Annotated in this window: 9 protein-coding genes; 3 read left to right on the top strand and 6 right to left on the bottom strand. The window is 52.5% G+C overall.

Features of this window, described 5'->3' with window-relative positions:
• Nucleotides 1-211: 211 nt before the first annotated feature.
• A complete protein-coding gene (locus M2404_RS13005) occupies nucleotides 212-1,462 on the bottom strand; it encodes an MFS transporter (RefSeq protein WP_259240180.1) in 1,251 nt (416 codons plus the stop codon).
• A 189-nt stretch (nucleotides 1,463-1,651) separates the two neighbouring features.
• Here M2404_RS13005 and gtfA point away from each other — a divergent pair, with 189 nt between their 5' ends.
• A complete protein-coding gene (gene gtfA / locus M2404_RS13000) occupies nucleotides 1,652-3,148 on the top strand; it encodes a sucrose phosphorylase (RefSeq protein WP_259240179.1) in 1,497 nt (498 codons plus the stop codon).
• Nucleotides 3,149-3,162: 14 nt separating this feature from the next.
• Here gtfA and M2404_RS12995 read toward each other — a convergent pair whose 3' ends face one another.
• Nucleotides 3,163-4,185 carry a LacI family DNA-binding transcriptional regulator gene (locus tag M2404_RS12995; protein WP_259240178.1) on the bottom strand — a complete coding sequence of 341 codons (1,023 nt, stop codon included), beginning with the start codon at nucleotides 4,183-4,185 and terminating at the stop codon, nucleotides 3,163-3,165.
• A 121-nt stretch (nucleotides 4,186-4,306) separates the two neighbouring features.
• Between M2404_RS12995 and M2404_RS12990 the strand changes: the two genes are divergently transcribed.
• The gene (locus tag M2404_RS12990) at nucleotides 4,307-5,254 is read left to right on the top strand and encodes a PfkB family carbohydrate kinase (RefSeq protein ID WP_259240177.1); all 948 of its coding nucleotides are present in this window, start codon (nucleotides 4,307-4,309) and stop codon (nucleotides 5,252-5,254) included.
• A gap of 67 nt (nucleotides 5,255-5,321) precedes the next feature.
• Here the strand turns inward: M2404_RS12990 and fic are convergent, their stop codons facing one another.
• The 4 genes from fic to recC all read right to left on the bottom strand — a co-directional run bounded on the left by fic (nucleotide 5,322) and on the right by recC (nucleotide 15,624).
• The gene (gene fic / locus M2404_RS12985) at nucleotides 5,322-6,452 is read right to left on the bottom strand and encodes a protein adenylyltransferase Fic (RefSeq protein ID WP_310503091.1); all 1,131 of its coding nucleotides are present in this window, start codon (nucleotides 6,450-6,452) and stop codon (nucleotides 5,322-5,324) included.
• Nucleotides 6,453-6,609: 157 nt separating this feature from the next.
• On the bottom strand, nucleotides 6,610-8,541 hold the full coding sequence (gene recD, locus M2404_RS12980) for an exodeoxyribonuclease V subunit alpha (RefSeq protein WP_259240176.1): 1,932 nt from the start codon (nucleotides 8,539-8,541) through the stop codon (nucleotides 6,610-6,612).
• On the bottom strand, nucleotides 8,531-12,235 hold the full coding sequence (recB, locus tag M2404_RS12975) for an exodeoxyribonuclease V subunit beta (protein ID WP_259240175.1): 3,705 nt from the start codon (nucleotides 12,233-12,235) through the stop codon (nucleotides 8,531-8,533). The genes recD and recB overlap by 11 nt, the downstream gene beginning before the upstream one ends.
• A complete protein-coding gene (gene recC / locus M2404_RS12970; RefSeq protein ID WP_259240174.1) occupies nucleotides 12,232-15,624 on the bottom strand; it encodes an exodeoxyribonuclease V subunit gamma in 3,393 nt (1,130 codons plus the stop codon). The genes recB and recC overlap by 4 nt, the downstream gene beginning before the upstream one ends.
• Between recC and M2404_RS12965 the strand changes: the two genes are divergently transcribed.
• Entirely contained in the window at nucleotides 15,595-18,192 is a 2,598-nt protein-coding gene (locus M2404_RS12965; RefSeq protein ID WP_259240173.1) for a fatty acid cis/trans isomerase, read from the top strand. The two genes, recC and M2404_RS12965, sit on opposite strands and share 30 nt — an antisense overlap.
• Nucleotides 18,193-18,213 lie beyond the last annotated feature (21 nt).

The following is an 18,213-nucleotide window of genomic DNA, read 5'->3' as shown; positions in this document are numbered from 1 at the left end:
TCCCGTGTTGAAATGGCTATCTGTATACCCGTCGTCTTTCAAAATGCACGGTTGTTGGCTACGCCCGTTCACCCCAATCACTTAGAATAGCTAAGCTCATGGGGATGCCCGGCCTTGCCGCCTACGTGCATGTCGAAATCCATTGGGTATATATTCCGATAGTCTTTTATATAATCTTAATCGTTTAAGCTTAGTTAACTGAAAAAGCCTGTTAGCTGGCCATTTGCTCTAACCGGGCTTTCGCTGGTTGTTTCAACCAGTTGTACAGCATGACAGCCGCTAACATGGCAGAAAACAGCGTGGCCAGATAAAATCCGGCAGTAACATCGTTAGCCCAATCACCCAGCACAGCCATTAACGCCGGGGCTACCGCCGCAGCCAACGCAGTAAAAGCCAGAATTAACCCTGCTACAGCACCATGCTGTTGTCGGGTAAAACAACTGATACCTTTAGAATTCAGCGTGGGGTAAATCATCGACATAAACAAACCAGACAGTGGCATCAGCCATACTGCAACGTCTTTACCGCCCAGCATACTGGCAGCAAAACAGACAAAAATGCACAACGTAAACACTGCCATCACGCTGCTCCAGCAAAAGCGGTTTAAAATAGCGGTGGCGAGAAAACGCCCCAGCGCACGCAGAATAAAAAATACTGTAATAGCTTGCGCGGCCAATAAGCTCCAGCGGCCATCGTAACCGGCCAGTAAGGTGGGTAACCAAACAAATATTGCTACTTCACAGCTAACATACAGCGCTATTGCCAGCGAAAAACCCAGTGCATAGCGATCTTTTAATAACAACATAGAACGGCGCAGTGATACCTGCTCTGCCACTGCCTGATACGGCGGATAAGGCAGCCGTGCCGACATTACCACTAACAGGGTGCATAACAAACCGGCCAGTAAATACAACGATGTCCAGTGAATAGAGGCGGCTATCATCAGGCCAACCAAGGCGGGGCCAACAATAGCACCAATAGCAAAGAAGCCTTCTACCGTGTTCATCGTTCGGGTATGGCTTTGGTTGTCAGGGCTGATATCGCCAATTAACGCCAGTGCAGCGGTTTTAAAAATACCAATTGCCAGGCCGCACAGGCCCATTAATAAGATAAAAAACAGTGCACTGTTACCAGCCATAAAGACATAGCAAGATACCGCATACAGGCTTAGGCCAACGATAATCAGCTTTTTGCGGCCCAGTTTGTCGGCCAGGCGGCCAAGGAATAAACCGGCCAGACCAATGGCCAACATGGGTACGTAGTGAAAGGCACTGGCCTGAAACATCGTTAACTGATATTCCGCCATCGCCTCCGGAATGATCACGCCCACCGCATCGGTGGTCATGGCAAAGACAAAAAACATCAGGTAGGTCATCCAGCGCACCTGGCGCTGCAAACCCACGGCGCGATCTAACGTCACAGCTGCCCCGACAGCCTGACGCTTCGCTTGCGTAGTAAGCATAGTGTTCCCCGTTTATATCACCTTTCACAGTGGGTGTAAGCGCACCGCTCTGCAAAGGCTTATTGGCACGATACACTTTGGCACCGGCACCCGCTTTTATTATTAACCGGGGGGTTGACAAAGTTGTCCGTTGGCTTAAAGCTATATCTTAATCGTTTAAGAAGCAAATTTTTTTTCAGGATATCTGCCATGAATCGTCAGTACAACGCTAACCAAATCCAGCTGATCACCTACATAGACCGGCTAAGCGGCGGAAAAATCAAAGATTTACATACTATGCTGCAAGGCCCGCTGGCTGGCTTGTTTGATGGCGTACACTTACTGCCGTTTTATCCGCCGATAGACGGCGAAGACGCCGGTTTTGACCCTACCGATCATACCGCAGTAGACAGCAGGCTGGGCGACTGGAACGACATCCGCACTTTAGCCCAAGACTACCCGCTAATGGCCGATATGATTGTTAACCATATGTCGGCGCAGTCACCGCAATTTACCGATGTACTGGAAAAGGGCGAAGCATCGCCTTACTGGCCGCTGTTTTTAACCCGTGACAAAGTGTTTGCTGCTGATGCCCCGGCAGAGCAGCTTGCTGCCGTATACCGGCCAAGGCCAACACCGTTTTTTACCGATATCGCTTTAAACGATGGCCGGAAAATTCCGTTTTGGACCACCTTTACCGCCAACCAGATTGATATTGATGTTAATTCAACTGCCGGTAAAGCCTATCTGCAGGCCATTTTAGATCGCTTTACTGAAAACGGTGTGAAATATATCCGCCTGGATGCCGCCGGTTACGCCATTAAAAAAGCCGGTACCCGCTGCTTTATGCTGCCGGAAACCTTCGAGTTTATTGCGGCGTTATCTGAACAAGCCAAAGCCCGCGGCATGGTGTGTCTGGTAGAAATACATGGCTACCACCAAACCCAGATTGAGATCGCCCGCCGCTGTGATCTGGTATACGACTTCGCCCTGCCGCCGCTGGTACTGCATACCTTATTCAACCGCAATGCCGATGCACTGAAGCACTGGCTGGATATCGCACCACGCAACTGCATAACGGTACTGGATACTCACGATGGCATTGGTATTGTTGACGCCGCCGATTATCAGGGCCAACCGGGCCTGCTCACCGATCCAGAATTAGACAGCCTGGTAGAAACCATTCATGCCAACAGCAAAGGCAGCTCAAAACTGGCTACCGGCAATGCCGCTAACAATGTTGACTTATATCAGGTGAACTGCAGCTTTTACGATGCGCTGGGCCAGAATGACCAACAATACTTGCTGGCCCGCGCCATTCAGCTGTTTTGCCCCGGCATTAGCCAAATTTACTACGCTGGTTTGCTGGCCATGCCAAACGATGTTGAACTGTTACAACAAAGCCGGGTAGGCCGCGATATTGGCCGGCCTTATTTAACAGCCGCCAAAGTAGAGCAAGCGTTGCAAAAGCCGGTGGTACAGGCTCTGTGCCAACTGATTAAATTGCGCCGCAGTATGCAGGCATTTAACGGTACATTTAGCCAGCAACTGACAGAGCAAACTTACCAGTTGCAGTGGCACTATCAGGGCCACTGCGCCAGTTTGCATATTCAGTTAGCCAGCTTAGACGCCACTGTACACTGGCAAGCGGCCGGTGAAGCCGCGCAAAGCCAGAGCCTGAATGCTTTGTACCAAAGCGTTTTATAGCTGAGGAGGGTTAACTAGCTGCTCTCACTCAGGCGCAGCTGGTAGGGTAACAATTGTGAGCTGTCGTCCGCACTTAAAAATGCCCGAACTGCAGCCTCGCCTTTAGCATCACTAAACTGCCACACCGACGTAAGCGTCGGGTGGTAGCGCTGTGTTTCTTCAATGCCATCAAAACCTACTACCCGGATATCCTTTGGAATGCTCAGCCCCAATTGCAGCGCTTCGCGCATTGCACTTAAGCCGATCAGGTCACTCATACACAGCAAAACTGTCGGCCTCGGGTTCATCGCCAACACGGCTTTGGCGGCCTCGCTGGCATAATCCTGATTGCTTTCCGGAATATGCCACAAATAACCTGTAGCCAATGTTAAGCCGTGCTGCTGCATTGCCCTTTGGTAACCGTCTAAGCGGCGGTGCGCTATAGAGCTTTGGTTATCCCACATTGGCGTATCCCCCACGGGCCGGCTGGTAATAGCATCAATTAAACGTAAGCCCAGTACGGCAACTATATCATTGCCCCGCAGCACAGCCATGGCGCTGTCAAAAGCAGCTTGCTCGTTGTCAATATTTACCGACGGGCGGCCGGGTAAGTCAAAATCGACAGTCAGTACCCGCTTATGTGATCGACGTAACTGCTCAATTAAAGCGGTATTACGTGGTGCACCATAACAAATAAAACCATCGACAAAATCGCTGATCGCCTCCAGATTAGTGGCCTGGCCGGAAAACAGCAGCAAATGCAGCTGATGGCGCTCCAGCTCGCGGCTCACTCCCTGCAAAAACTGGCTGGCTACCGGATCGCTCACCATGTATTCCAACGAGTCAGACAAAATCACTGCCACTATGCCGGAACTGCCGGTACGTAACGACTGTGCCGCCTTATTCGGGCCTAAATAGCCCAGCTCATTACAGGCGGCGAGTATTTTCTCCCGTAGCGCCACGGAAAGCTGATCCGGCCGGTTAAAAGCATTAGAGATCGTCGCAGTAGAAACACCTAAGGTTTTGGCGACCCTTTTCAGGGTTAGTTTCGTTGTCATTGTTGTTATTTTTGCTATCATCTTAATTGATTAAGTTATATGATTTTGCGTTAATTGCGATGTTTTACGGCTATCCTTTGCCCACCACAAACCCGACCACTTAACATAACAGGATTACCCTATGCTTGCAGTAATTGGAGAGAATGTAGTCGATATAATGCCAGCAGAACACGGTATGTACCGGCCATATCTTGGTGGCTCCCCATTTAACGTGGTAATAGGCGCTGCCCGCCGGGCTATCAACGTCTGTTATATATCTCCGTTATCGCAAGACCATTTTGGCCAGCAGTTTGCCCGTTACCTAACCGACAACGGCGCCCGCTATGGTCTGCCGTTTTTCAGCAGTGCACCGTCTTCACTGGCCATGGTCAGTGTCGATGCTCAGCAACAGCCTCAGTATAGCCTGTATCGCAACGGCATTGCTGACCGGGCTGTCAGTGCAGAACAACAAATTGCTGCTTTACCAGGCAACTGCAAACTGTTACACCTGGGATCGCTGGCGCTGGAGCCACAAGACGCACCGCGTATCCGCATGGTGTTACAAGCGGCTGCGGCGCAGCATATTTTAATCAGCGTTGATATTAATGTGCGGCTTAATGCCGTATCAGATATTACCGCCTACCGGGCTTTTTTGTCTGAAGTTACTGCACAAAGCCAGTTTATTAAAGCCAGTGATGAAGATTTGCAACTGTTGTATCCCACACTTAGCACCAGCGATGCCCTTGCCGCCTTGCGTGCCACTGCCCCCACTGCTTTAGTAGCACTAACTGAAGGCGACAAAGGCGCTACGCTGTACTGGCAACAGCACCGGATCAGCCTGCCGGTTATTCCGGCCACGCCTTTTGTTGATACCGTAGGCGCCGGTGACACCTTCTGGGCTAATTTGCTGGCATCGTTGCTACAACTGGGCCTGCCAACAGCAGAGCAAATCAGCACCGCTCAGTTAACCCAGTGCCTGCAACAGGCCATGCTTGCTGCCAGTTTAAATATCACCCGTCAGGGCTGTAACCCACCAGATAGCGCTGAACTTGCTGCGGCATTATTGCAGTTACACACCGCTATGCAATAGCAAAGTCAGAACCCATGTATGGGCAACACCGATACATTCTGCTGTTATGACGACTGTATACCCACAGCTAATACGGATTAATGTCATTATTGTCCTGAGTCATCAGCTGCATTAGCTTTGGGTGTACAAACAATTTTTCCTTACCTGCGGAAAGCTCTTTCAGCACACCCACTTCGACCAACTGCTTTAAATAAACTGACGCTGTTTGTCGCCGTGCAATCCCGCTGTCGACCAAAGTACTGATACGACAGTAAGGTTGCTCAAAAATCAGTTGTACGAGCTCATAACTATATATTTTAGGCAACTGCTGCCGAATATAGCTTGTAGTCAGTTCAAGCAGAATCTTAACAGCAGCAATTTTACCGCAAGTCCAAATCGCCGTTTGCTCTACACCCCGCAACATAAAAAGCAGCCATTCTTCCCAGTTTTGCTCACTTGTTACCTGGTTCAGCAGCCGGTAGTAATCCTGCTTATTCTGCACAATGTAACGGCTTAAATATAAAATTGGTAATGTCAGCAAGTTCTGTTGTAACAAATATAAGACGTTTAAAATGCGCCCGGTTCGACCATTGCCGTCATAAAACGGGTGAATGGCTTCAAACTGATAATGACCAACAGCCATTTTGATCAGAGGATCAATATCGTCCTCTGCATGTAAAAACTGCTCCCAATTCTTGAGTAGATCACGAATGGTATTCTCTCCGGCTGGCGGCGTATAGATAATCTCACCTGTGGCTTGGTTAGCAATAACAGTGCCCGGCATTTTGCGAATATCCATCTGGCTGTGCTTTAGAGTACTGCATACTTCAATAGCGGTGGCGCTACATAAAGGTTTGTTTTTAAGCTGAATATAACCCTGATACAGCGCAGTTCTGTAGCGCAGAGCTTCTTTTGTTGCCATATCAGCCCCTGCGTCCTCTTGTGCATACTGAAACAATCGGTCAGTGGTGGTAACGATATTTTCAATTTCAGAACTGTCTTTTGCTTCCAGCAGAGGGAGTAAGTTGACTAACATACCTTGGTTTGGTAACAACGCTCCTGCCTGTTTTAATTCAGCAAGCGCAGCACGGGCAGGAATACACGCCTTTAATACCACCTTGGTTTCTATAAGCCCAACTGCGGGAGGTAAAAGAGGCAAGTGATTATGTGGCTGATCGGCTTTCCAAGTCATGTTCAAATACCCGGCAACTTTCGACATATACTGTATATCTTGCAGTTTATGTCGAGGCTATCGACATAACAAGATTTTATGTCGATACTTTCTTTATTTTTCGACACATCAGCAGTTGGACTATTTGACTGCGCCAGCGCAAACTTAAAGCTTCCAACCTGGATTACTGCCACTGATTTGCATACTACAAACCACTGCTACGTGCGACGCGCCTTGCTATGGCTTGTTGCAATAATGCCGGATTGGCACACAGCAGTGTAAATTGCTGTTTGGCACGGGTAATGCCGGTGTACAGCAACTCACGGCTAAGCAAGGGGCTGTTATCAGGTGGCAGCACTAAACAGCAGTGGTTAAACTCCGAGCCCTGCGATTTATGCACCGTAATAGCAAAGGCGGTATCTACTTCAGTTAAACGGCTTGGCAGTACCCACTTTAAGCTGCCATCGGCCAGTTGAAACACTACCCGTAACTGGTTGCTTTGTGGGTCTTGCAGCGTAATGCCAATATCGCCGTTCATTAAGCCTAAGCTGTAGTTATTGCGCTGCATCATTACCGGCCGGCCGGCGTACCAGTGCTGGCGTGCATCAATTAGGCCTGCACTGCTGAGCCAGGCAGCAATCTGCTGGTTTAGCCCTTCTACGCCCCAATCACCGCTGCGCAGGGCACACAGCAGCTGAAAACGGCTGTAGCCGCCAAGTACCGCAGCAGCCCACTGCTCACGATCAGCTTGTGGTTGCTGCATCAGTTGCAGGTAGTGGCGGTAACCGGCCACCACGGTGGTTTTTATTGCCACGGGCGAATCTGCGGCTAACAGTTCAATATCCGTAAACTGCGTAAATAATGCCGTGGCACTGCTGTCGCCACGATTAACCGCAGCAGCCAATTGACCGATACCGGAATCAGCAGCAAAACGGTGGCTATGGCGCAGCATAACCGTCGCCTGATTCAGCACACTGCCGTCGCCCTGCCAGCTTTTCAGGGGAACACGACTAAAAGGCGTAAGTAAAGCTAAGGTATCGTTGCTGTAACCGCCAAGATCGGCACCCCGGCATAAATCACCCAATACTGAACCTGCCTCCACCGACGATAACTGATCTTTGTCGCCCAGCAACACCAGTTGCGCTTGCTCTGGCAAAGCAGCCAGCAGCGCTGCCATCATTTCTAAATCGACCATTGAGGCTTCATCTACCACCAGCACGTCCAGTTGCAGCGGGTTGTCGCTGTCGTGTTTAAAACTACGCCGGTTGGGTAGTGCACCCAGTAAGCGGTGCAAGGTGGTGACTTCGGTCGGGATACGCTGTAGCAGCTCAGGTGATAGTTGCTCAGAAAGCTTAGCCAGTGCGCCACTGATAGACTCGGTTAAGCGCACAGCGGCCTTACCGGTTGGCGCGGCCAGTTTTATCGTTAGCTCACGCTGTTGGTTAAGATCAGCCCCTTGCTGCAACAGCACCAGCAGTTTTACTACGGTGGTGGTTTTACCCGTGCCGGGGCCGCCGGTAATAATGGCAAAGCGGCGTTGCAATGCCATAGCGCAGGCCAGCTTTTGCCAGTCTGGCTCAGTGTGAGAGGTTGGCGGGAATAACCCATTAAGTTGAGCACCAATAGCCGCTTCCAGTGGCAGCACAGCGTCCACGCGCTGGCTTATTTGCTGTTTTACCAGTTGCTCGGCCTGATATAGCCGGTTTAAATATAAACGCTCATCGGCCAATACCAAAGGCGCGCCGCCCTCACCTTGCAGCCAGGCACTTTGGCTCAGTGCACTGCGGTAATCCTGCAATGTTAAGCCCTGCAAAATGGCCGAAGGCCTGTCGATAAAGCGTTGTAAAAACTGATTTTGTGGCGGCAAACTGAGCAAGCCGTCCGGATCGTTCAGGAGATCCTGTAGCAAAATGCAGCTGTGGCCACGGCCATACTGATGGCACAACAAGGCGCTAAGCAGCCACACCAGCGGGTTAGGCTCGGCCGCCAACTGGTGCAGGGTTTGCGGCAACTGCGCATCTAAGGCGCGCAGCCAGCGCCGCTCTGTCCAGCGTTGCAGCAGTGCCTGCATCTGGCATAAATCCGTCAGAACGCTGTTAGTCGTGGTACTTGGCGCGGAGAATAAATCAAACTGCATTGTCAGCCTCCGCCGCTACCGGCTCACCGGCAAATAAGGCGTCTAACTGCAGCAGCAGCCTGATGTCGGCATTTAGCAGCAGTTGTCCCCTCTCTGGTGCGCGGATAAACCAGTACAACGCACCACCAATATATTGCTCCGGTGCCTGCAGGTAGCCGGGCTGGCGCAGCTTTAACAACCGGTGCAACGCCAGTAAATACAGCGCGGCCTGCACATCATAACGTTTATCCAGCACCACCTGCTGCATGGCTTCCGGGCTGTAATCAACATCAGCCGGGCCTAACCAGTTCGATTTATAGTCCAGCACCCAATAGCGGCCATCTGCGCCTTGTAAGGTTAAGTCGATAAAGCCTTTGAGCATTCCGTTTAGCATATCGGGCAACAGCGGCGGGCGGGCCATACCCGGCAAGATGGCGCGGGTGATAAGCACATCCAGTGCCAGCACATTAACCGCACAGCTTTGCAGCCAGAACTCCAGCTCGGCGCGCACCTTATGCAACTGCGCCAGGTTAAGCCCAACACCCTGCAGCGGGGCGTGCAGCATTTGCGTTAACCAGTGTTGCAACACACTTTGCCACTGCAGCCAATTGTGCTGCGTTAGCCTGTGCTGCAATAACTGGCCGGTAAACACACTATCGCAGGCGGCAAAGCCCTGCTGCTGGGCATCCTCCAGCAACTGGTGCAAAAAAGTACCCGGCACAGCACCACGCGGAAAATCGTGTATTGATAACTGTTGCTCGCTGTGGGCAAGCGGCTCACTGGCTTCTTCCTGCAACAGTGCATCCAGCGCGGTATCGGCGGCCAGTGCAGCGCCATTTGTTCCATTTACCGGCTTATTACCGGTACGTAGTGCCGAATAGCTGGCTATCCACCAGTGTTCACGCTTTAACGGCGCGCTAAGTTTAAGCGCGGCTGTTGGCTGCGTTAGCTGAGCATCAGGCATAAATTTACAAAAATGCGGCAATGGCTGTTGCTGCCACGGCAATGCTGCCAAAGCAGTTTGCAGATCGCTAAGGGCTGGGTCTTCGGGCACACCAAGCAAATAGCCTATGGCACTTTGCGACAATTTGCTTTTTTTCGCTGCGCCCTCACTAAACAGGGCCAACCCCAACCAACAGGCATAAACCGGCCGTGTTAATGCGACATATAACAGGCGAATGTCTTCGAGTAAGCGCTCATGTTCGGCGCAAGCCAGCGCGGTATCGTCCGGGGTTAAGTCCAGCACCATCTGGCTGCCGTTGAAATAGCGCTGTGGCTGGCCTTTTTTCACATTTTTAAAGCCACAGATAAAAGGCAGAAATACCAGGCTGTATTGCAGGCCCTTACTTTTATGAATAGTGACTACCTGCACCAGTTGTTGATCACTTTCCAGCCGCAGTTGCTGCTCATCAGCACTTTTCGGGTTGTCCAGCTGTTCTGCCAGCCAGCGTAGCAAGCCGCTTTCACCATCACGCTGCTGGCTTTCATTTTGTAACAACTCTGCCAAATGCAATACATTGGTTAAGCGCCGTTCGCCCTGTTCCAGCGCCAGCCATTTCGCCGGTAAAGCAAAATAATGCAGCCAGGCTGTTAACATGGCCAGCACGCCTTTAACACGCCAGATCTGGCGAAACTCACGCACCTGCTCAGTAAGCTGTTCCCAGGCCTGTTCATCATTCAGCCAATAGTGCAACTGCGCATCGCTGTTATTGGCCAGCGGCAACGCCAGTGCGGCACGTAGCAGACTTTCATCTTCGGGTTGCTGGCAAGCCTGCAGCCAGCTAAGCACGGCTGTTGCTTCCTGGCTTTGGAAAATTGATTCGTTATCAGATAAATACACCGAGCGCACATTGCGTGCGCTTAGCTCGCGTCGTACCAGAGCCGCTTCGTTGCGATCGCGCACTAAAATGGCAATATCAGCAGGTTGCAGCGGCTTAAGTGTGCCGCCAGTGGCAAAACCTGCCTTGCCACGCTGCGCCTGCAACAACAATGCGGCCACTTCATCGGCACAGGCGTTAGCCATTAAGCTTTGGTAACCGCCTTTTTTCAGCTGCGCCGGATCGATGTCGCTTAACCAGTAATTTAGCGCCGCAACAGTATTACCGTCACGCTCTGGCTGCTCAGTTTTGCCTTTGGCCTTAACCGGTAAAAATGGTAGCGCTGTGATGTCAGCGGCACCAAAGCCAAAGGCACCACGTTGCTGCTCTGCACGGGCGAACAGTTGGTTAACACTGTCTACCAGGGCACCGGTAGAACGAAAGTTAGTGCTCAGGCTGTAATGGCGCCCGGCCGTTAAGCTGCGGGCATTCAGGTAAGTGTGTAAATCGGCACCGCGAAAGCTGTAAATCGCCTGCTTGGGATCGCCAACCATAATAAGCCCGGTATCAGTGCTTTGCACATCGGGGTAAATGGCGCGGAAAATAGCAAATTGCAGCGGATCAGTGTCCTGAAACTCATCTACCATGGCAAACGGATACTGGGCCCGGATACGGGCAGCTAATACCTCACCAGCCCCGCCTTGCAAAGCGTGATACAACTGCAGCAGTAAGTCGTTAAAATCCAGCTCGCCACGCTGGCGTTTATGCCGGTTAAACTCAGCGGCCAGCCACAGGGCGGCATGATGGCGCACACTTAATGCCAGTTCGGGTTTGGCATCCAGCAAGGTTGCGGTGCGCTCAAATAAGTCAAATAACGGATGGCTAACCAGCGGCTGGCCTTTTTTTTGCGCGCCAGCCAGCTTAGCGCCGCTGAATTTTTGTACCATGGCAGCAAAACCGGCGTCACGGTTATTCAGCAGTGCCTGCTCTGCCAGCATGGCCTGCCACCATTGCCGCTCGGCGCTCCAGCTGGCGGCGCGGTATTTAGTGCCGTTTAACCAACCATTAGTGTAGGCATCATCTAGCAGTTGCAGTGCATCCGGGCTTAGCGCCTGCTGCAGTTGGGTACAGTGGCTATCTAGTTGTTCCTGCCACTGCAGTAACGGCTGAGCTGCCTGCTGCGGGCTTAATGGCGCTGGCAGCGGTGCACCGGCAGCATTGAAGCGTAAGTTAACTGCATCGGCCTGCAACCAGGGCCTTACGTCGTCCAGTAATCCTTGTGGCGCTTTGGCAACATTACCCAGTTCGTGCAGTATGGCAGCATCGGTTAGCGGGTACAGAAAGCGGCGCCAGTAGTCACAGGCCAGAGTGTGCAGCAGTTGTTGGTTGTCATCACTCAGTGTTTCGCCAAAGCTCATGCCGGAATCAAAAGCATGTTCGGCCAGCATACGCTGGCACCAGCCATGAATGGTAAAAATAGCCGCTTCGTCCATCCATTCGGCAGCGCTGCTTAAACGCGAGGCGCAGGCGGCAAACTGCTGTGGCTGATACTCTGCCAGTAAAGCGGTGAGAAACTGATCTTCAGCACCACCGCTACGAAATGCTGCTGCGGCTTCTACCAGGCGGCTGCGGATCCTGTCGCGCAGTTCAGCCGTGGCAGCACGGGTAAAGGTAACCACTAATATTTCCGGCGGTAGCAGCGGGCGGCTAAAGCCTGCGCCTGCCCTTGCATTAGCAGTAGCGTTACCGCCCTGTGGCTCTGCCTTGTCATGCCCCAGCACCAAACGCAGGTACAGTGCCGCCAGGGTGTAGGTTTTACCGGTACCGGCGCTGGCCTCAATTAAACGGCTGCCGCTTAGCGGAAAGCTCAGTGCATCTAAGGCTTGTACATCGCTCATGCGTTGGCCTCCTTGCTAGCATGTTCTGCCAGCGGGGTTTGCAACAACGGGCCATACAGCTTTTGCGCCCAGTCGGCAAAACCGGCCTGCAGTAAGCTGGCAAAATCCGGGTAATAACGCTGCAGCTCAGGCGCGCTTTCTACTTCACCGGCAAAGTTATAGCCGCCTTCAAACAGCTCACGGCATTTAGCTTCGTCCTGCGTTTGCAAAAAGCACAACGCAGTTTTCGGCATGACCGGCAAGGGTTGCTTTAAGCCCTGCTGCCAGTATTGCACCAGTGCAGTTAGCTGTGTGCCAGCCTGTTGCTGCTGATGTGGTAATAGCTGCACAGCGTCGTCCAGGCCGAACTGCCAGGTGCTTAGTGCCTCACCCTGCGCATTGGCGGCCAGCTGCTGCAACCAGGCGCTACGCAGAGTATGCCAGCGCAGCTCGCCCTTATTGCGGATAGCTGTTGGCCTGAGCAACAACAATGCCTGTTGCCCGGCCGGGCTTTGGTAAACATTCGTTAAGCTGTCTTGCAGCACGATACCAGCCGGGTTTAGTGCCAACCTGAGTGGTGTTCCACGGCGCTGCCAGTCGATACCGGCGGCGCGGTAACGGGCAAACACCACTTTGGCCTCGCGGCCAATCGCCGCACCGCTAAGCTTGCCAAACAGTGCCAGCGGCAACTTAGCCTCATACGCCAGTTGGGCAATAGCGGCATCGACATCCAGTTCCGGCTCTTTCAGTAGCTGCTGCAGCAACTGCTGTTTTAGCTGATATAACTCCAGCGCATTGAGTACAAAGGGTTCTGCATCATCGCTTGCCAGTTCGCTGTGGTAAAAACGGGTTTTAAAGCGCTGCTGCAAATAGTGCCGGCAGGGGTTAGCTAAAAAGTCGTCCAGCAGGCGCAAACTTAATAATGGCAGCTCGTCACTGTGGCTGGGCACAGTAATAACAGCCGGTGCCGCCTGGTGCGCAGCTTGCCACTCATATGCATAGGTGGCATAGTTACCGTTAAAATACTGCTGCGAAAAAGGCTGCAGCGGATAGCTACGCAGCAGCGCCTGTGACACTTTCTGCGCCGACGGATGCCGCCAGCCACTATCGAGCAGATCCATCAGTTGGCTTAATAACACGCTGGGCGGTAGTTCGCTGTTATTACGGATATCGCGCCCTACCCAGCTTAGATACAGGCTTTCGCGGGCGCTGAGCAGCGCTTCTAAAAACAGGTAACGGTCATCGTCACGGCGCGAACGATCGCCGGGGCGGTAATCTGCCGCCATTAAGTCAAAATCGTCGCGCATGCGTGAGCGCGGATAATCGCCGTCGTTCAGCCCCAGCAAGTAAATGCGTTTAAACGGAATAGCCCGCATCGGCATTAAGGTAGAAAAGGTCAGGCTGCCGGCTAAAAAACGCTGGCTTAAGCCGCTGCTGCCAGCTTGCTCCAGCCAGGCTTCACGCAGCACGGCCAGCTGAATATCGCCGGTAAAATCGCCACTTTGCGCGGCACTGACCAGTTGCGCTATGCCCTGGGTAAGCCGGGCGTAAATAAGCTGATCCTGCTCATCAGCAAAATCAAACAGGCTGTTTAGCAGGCCGTCGTCACTGAGCAGCAGTTGCTGCCAGTCATTCAGGTTGCGCCCGCTGTTATGGCTAAGCAGTACATGCCAGCGTTTTAGCTGCTGAATAAACTGCAGCAGCGGCCCCAGCTCAGCTGCCGCCAAACCGGCCACTTCGGCATAGGGGGCGCGGCCCTGCCACAATGGGACATCGCCGATGGCAAAACCCAGCAGCATACGCTCTATGGCAAACATCCAGCTGTAACTGTGGCCGGGTGTGGCTAAATCGAGGCTGGCGCGCTGCTCCGTATCCAGCCCCCAGCGCACACCGGCTTCGCTAAGCCACAGCCGCAATTGCGGCAATGCCTCGCTGTTGATGCCAAAGCGGCGCTGAATGGCCGGCACGTCCAGCAGATCGCATATTTCGGTCAGGGTAAAACGCTGGTTAGGTAAGTCGAGCAGGTATTCCAGCGCCAGCATTAACGGCTGGCTGCCGCGCAGGCTCTGATCGGCCAGGGTATAGGGTAAAAAACGCACATCGTCATGTATCAGGCGGCCAAACACCGCATGCACATGGCTTTGGTACTGGCTGATATCCGGCGTCATAATGATCACATCGCGCGGCTTAAGTGTTGGGTCGGCGGCAAAAGCAGCGATCAGATTGTCCTGCAAAATTTCGACTTCACGCTGGCGGCTATGGGCAATATGAAAACTGATGCTGGTGTCGCCAGCAGCCAGTTGCCGTGGCTGCTGCGGTGTGGGGTTAAGCTCAAGCATATCCTGTTGCAATTGCGCCAAAACCGGCAGTACGCTGATATCGGCCACTGGTTCTGAGAATAAATCTATCCGGCCATTAAACCAGTGCTGATAACGCTCGCTATGATCAAACGCATCCAGCAGGCTGATGTAATCACGCCCCTGTTTACCCAGGCTGGCCAGCAACACAGGCGCGTGCAGGTACAAGGCATCAATGTCCAGCACCGGCGGTAAACCCGGTTTACGGCCATGGCGTTTTTGCGCTGCGCGCATTTCATCTTTAGCCTGGCTGATATCGCCCCAAAAATGCCGGCACGGGTTCAGCACCGTTAGCAGCACCTGGCGCTGCGCACCCAGCGCGGCCAGCAACTCCACCGTTTGCTGTGGCAGCGAAGACACACCAAATACCACGATGCGATCGGGCAGTAAATCGGGCCGTTGCAGCTTACCCTGTTGCAGCGCTTCCAGCGCCATGCTGTGTACATCGGCCCGGCTGGAAAACGCCAGATCGCCCACTACTGTTGCCAGTTGGCTTTGCAGCAAACGCCACAATGCCGGTTGCCACAGCTGATCGGGCGGCACCTGCTGTTTTTTGCTGTTGGGTAACAGGTTAGTGCCACTGCGCCAGCTTTGCAGCCAGTCGGCGCGGTACACCTGATATTGGTCAAATAAATCGGCCAGCCGCAGCGCCAACTGGTAGCTTTTACGGCCGTCACTGTCATCCTGTAAATACCGCTTTAGTGGTGTATATACCTCATCGGTTAACTGCGGTAGCAAGCCAAGTAAACGCCAGCTTAAGTTAATTTTGTCATACGGCAGGCTTTTCGGGATCGTGTCGCCCAGTACAGCGCGGTATAGCTGCCAGACAAATTGATTAGGCAGTTCAACCTGCAAACCAGCGGCAATACCGGGGTGGCCGTTGGCAGTTTCAGCCAGCGCCATTTTCAGCCACTGCGCTATACCGTTACTTTGTACCAGAATTTCTTCTGTGCCCAGCACCGGCACCGGATGTGCGCTTAACCACTGCACCAATAACTCGCGCAGTGTTTCCAGCTGATTGGCGTGGATCACAACAAAACCAGGCTCTGGCATGCACTTTCTCTGCTAAAACAATATGCTGGCAGATTAGCACAGCGGCCCGGTTTTGAGAATGTAGCGTTATCGCGGCAATCTATCGATGGCCTGCTATCCGAAGCCTGCAAATTTTGCATCCGCCTGCATCTGGCATTAGTATTGGCCGATGATACCCGCCAAATAGTGCGGCCCTGCGGAGACAACATGCATTTAACAGCCAAATCACGCAAAACCCTAGTTATTATTTTAGTTCTCGTTTGTGTTGGCTGTGCCGCCCTGGCCAGCCGGGAATTAGATGCACAATATGGTAAGGCTGCAGTCACTAACCGCGCAGCACCTGCCGGTGACGATCTGCTCAGTGATCATTACAACAAGCATGTTAAGCCGGTTATTGAGGCGCGCTGTGTAGTGTGTCATGCCTGTTATGACTCACCCTGCCAGTTGAATATGGCTTCCGCTGATGGCATAGAGCGCGGCGCGCACAAAGAAAAAGTGTATGATGGCGCACGGCTGCTGGCTGCCACGCCAAACCGTTTATTTACCGACGCTTTTGGCAGCGATGCCTGGCGTGAGCGTGGCTTTTTTCCGGTGCTGAATGAGCGCCAACAAAGCCAGCAGGCCAATACACAGGCCTCGGTATTGGCACGCACGTTGTTATTAAAACAACAATACCCGCTGCCGCCGGGTGACATATTACCCAAACCCTTTGATTTCAGCCTAGATCGCAACCAAAGCTGCCCCACTATTGAAGAATTTGATCACTACGCCCAAAACCAGCCTTATGCCGGTATGCCCTACGGCTTGCCGGGTTTAAGCACGGCAGAACACAATGCTTTACTTGACTGGCTAAAACACGGCGCCGCTATGCCGCAGGCCAGCACTCTGCCAGACGCCGAACTGGCCGAAGTAGCCAGGCTGGAGCAATGGCTTAACGCCGACAACCTGAAGATGCAACTTAGTGCCCGTTATATTTACGAGCATTTATTTACCTCGCAGTTGTATTTCAGTGCATTGCATGCAGCAGAGCATACTCCACAGTTCTATAACCTGGTGCGCTCAAAAACCCCGCCCGGCAAGCCGGTTGATGTTATCGCCAGCCGCCGGCCTTTTGATGATCCGGGCGTAAGCCGGGTGTATTACCGGCTGCAACCGGTTCACGCTACTATTGTGAACAAAACCCATCAGCCTTATGACATTAACGCTGATTTACTGGCCAAATGGCAGCAATGGTTTGTTGACGCCGACTATCAGGTGAGTGAATTACCGGGTTACCAGCCAGAGGTAGCCGCCAACCCGCTTACTGCTTTTGTGCAGTTGCCGGTTAATGCACGCTACCGTTTTATGCTGGAGCGGGCAGAAAACACCATTATGGGCTATATCAAAGGCCCGGTATGCCGTGGCCAGGTAGCGTTAAATGTTATTAACGACCACTTTTGGGTATATTTTGTAACACCTGAAATGGCCAGTGCGGCTGAAGTTGAAGCGTTTTATCTGTCACAGCAGGATAATTTGCGTTTACCGGCCGAAAAAGAAAGCACCGCCGCAGCGCTAAGCTGGGTGGCATTTGCCAAGCGTCAGGGTAATTACTTACGCGCCCGCAGCGATTTTCTAAACAGCGCTTTTAAAGATGGCAAGCACCTGACTACCAGCGGTATCTGGGATGGCGATGGTAGTAACCATAATGCCAGCCTGACTGTATTCCGCCACTTTGATAACGCTACCGTAGTAAAAGGCCTGCAGGGCCAGGCACCGAAAACCGCCTGGGTAATAGATTACGCCCTGCTGGAGCGTATTCACTATCTGCTGGTGGCCGGTTTTGACGTATACGGTAATTATGGCCATCAGTTAATGACACGGCTGTATATGGACTTTTTGCGCATGGAGGGCGAGTCTAACTTTCTCGCCCTGCTGCCACCCGATACACGGCGGCATGAATTTAAGGACTGGTATCAGAAATCCGGCACTGAGCTGACTACATTTATTGAAGGTGATATCAATCCTTTCCACCAGCCAAGCGGCATCAGCTACAGCACCGACAACCCTAAAGCGGAGCTATACCAATTATTGCAACAGCATTTAGCCAAGGTACAACCGCAACGTTATCAGCCACTTAACAGCAAGCTGGCAGCCAACAGCCGGGCCTTGCTGGCACAACTGGGTAAAATCAGTGGCCACGGCGCAGCCATTTTGCCCGAATTAACCATGATCATGCTCGAACCGGAAAATGGCTCTACACCTGAGCTGTTTACCTTGATCCGTAACAGCGCGCATTACAACGTAAACAGCCTGTTTGCCGAAGAGCAAAACCGTAACCCGGCGCAGGATAATATGACCTTAGTATACGGCCTGCTGGGCAGTTACCCGAATGCGTTCTGGCGGGTAAAAGAAGCCGATTTAGCCAAACTGGTAGCACAGGCAGAGCAGGTAAACAGCGAGCAGGATTACGCCAAATTGATGGATAACTTTGGCGTGCGGCGCACCGCTGCCGATTTTTGGGCCTTTAGTGATAAGGTGAACCAACTGTTTATGCACCAGCATCCGGTAGACAGCGGCTGGCTGGACTACAACCGGCTGGAAAACAGATAGCCGGTTGAGCAAATAAAAAAG

It is taken from the genome of Rheinheimera pacifica (assembly GCF_024809855.1).
Lineage (GTDB): Bacteria > Pseudomonadota > Gammaproteobacteria > Enterobacterales > Alteromonadaceae > Alishewanella > Alishewanella pacifica_A.
The sequence above is the reverse complement of the archived record's forward strand: the minus strand, read 5'-3'. Positions and strand labels throughout refer to the sequence as shown.

What these genes read in the sequence shown, in the direction of transcription:
- M2404_RS12995 (WP_259240178.1), bottom strand. Translation starts at nt 4,185, where the DNA reads ATGACAACGAAACTAACCCTGAAAAGGGTCGCCAAAACCTTAGGTGTT.
- recB (WP_259240175.1), bottom strand. Translation starts at nt 12,235, where the DNA reads ATGAGCGATGTACAAGCCTTAGATGCACTGAGCTTTCCGCTAAGCGGC.
- M2404_RS12990 (WP_259240177.1), top strand. Translation starts at nt 4,307, where the DNA reads ATGCTTGCAGTAATTGGAGAGAATGTAGTCGATATAATGCCAGCAGAA.
- fic (WP_310503091.1), bottom strand. Translation starts at nt 6,452, where the DNA reads ATGTCGAAAGTTGCCGGGTATTTGAACATGACTTGGAAAGCCGATCAG.
- recD (WP_259240176.1), bottom strand. Translation starts at nt 8,541, where the DNA reads ATGCAGTTTGATTTATTCTCCGCGCCAAGTACCACGACTAACAGCGTT.
- recC (WP_259240174.1), bottom strand. Translation starts at nt 15,624, where the DNA reads ATGCCAGAGCCTGGTTTTGTTGTGATCCACGCCAATCAGCTGGAAACA.
- gtfA (WP_259240179.1), top strand. Translation starts at nt 1,652, where the DNA reads ATGAATCGTCAGTACAACGCTAACCAAATCCAGCTGATCACCTACATA.
- M2404_RS13005 (WP_259240180.1), bottom strand. Translation starts at nt 1,462, where the DNA reads ATGCTTACTACGCAAGCGAAGCGTCAGGCTGTCGGGGCAGCTGTGACG.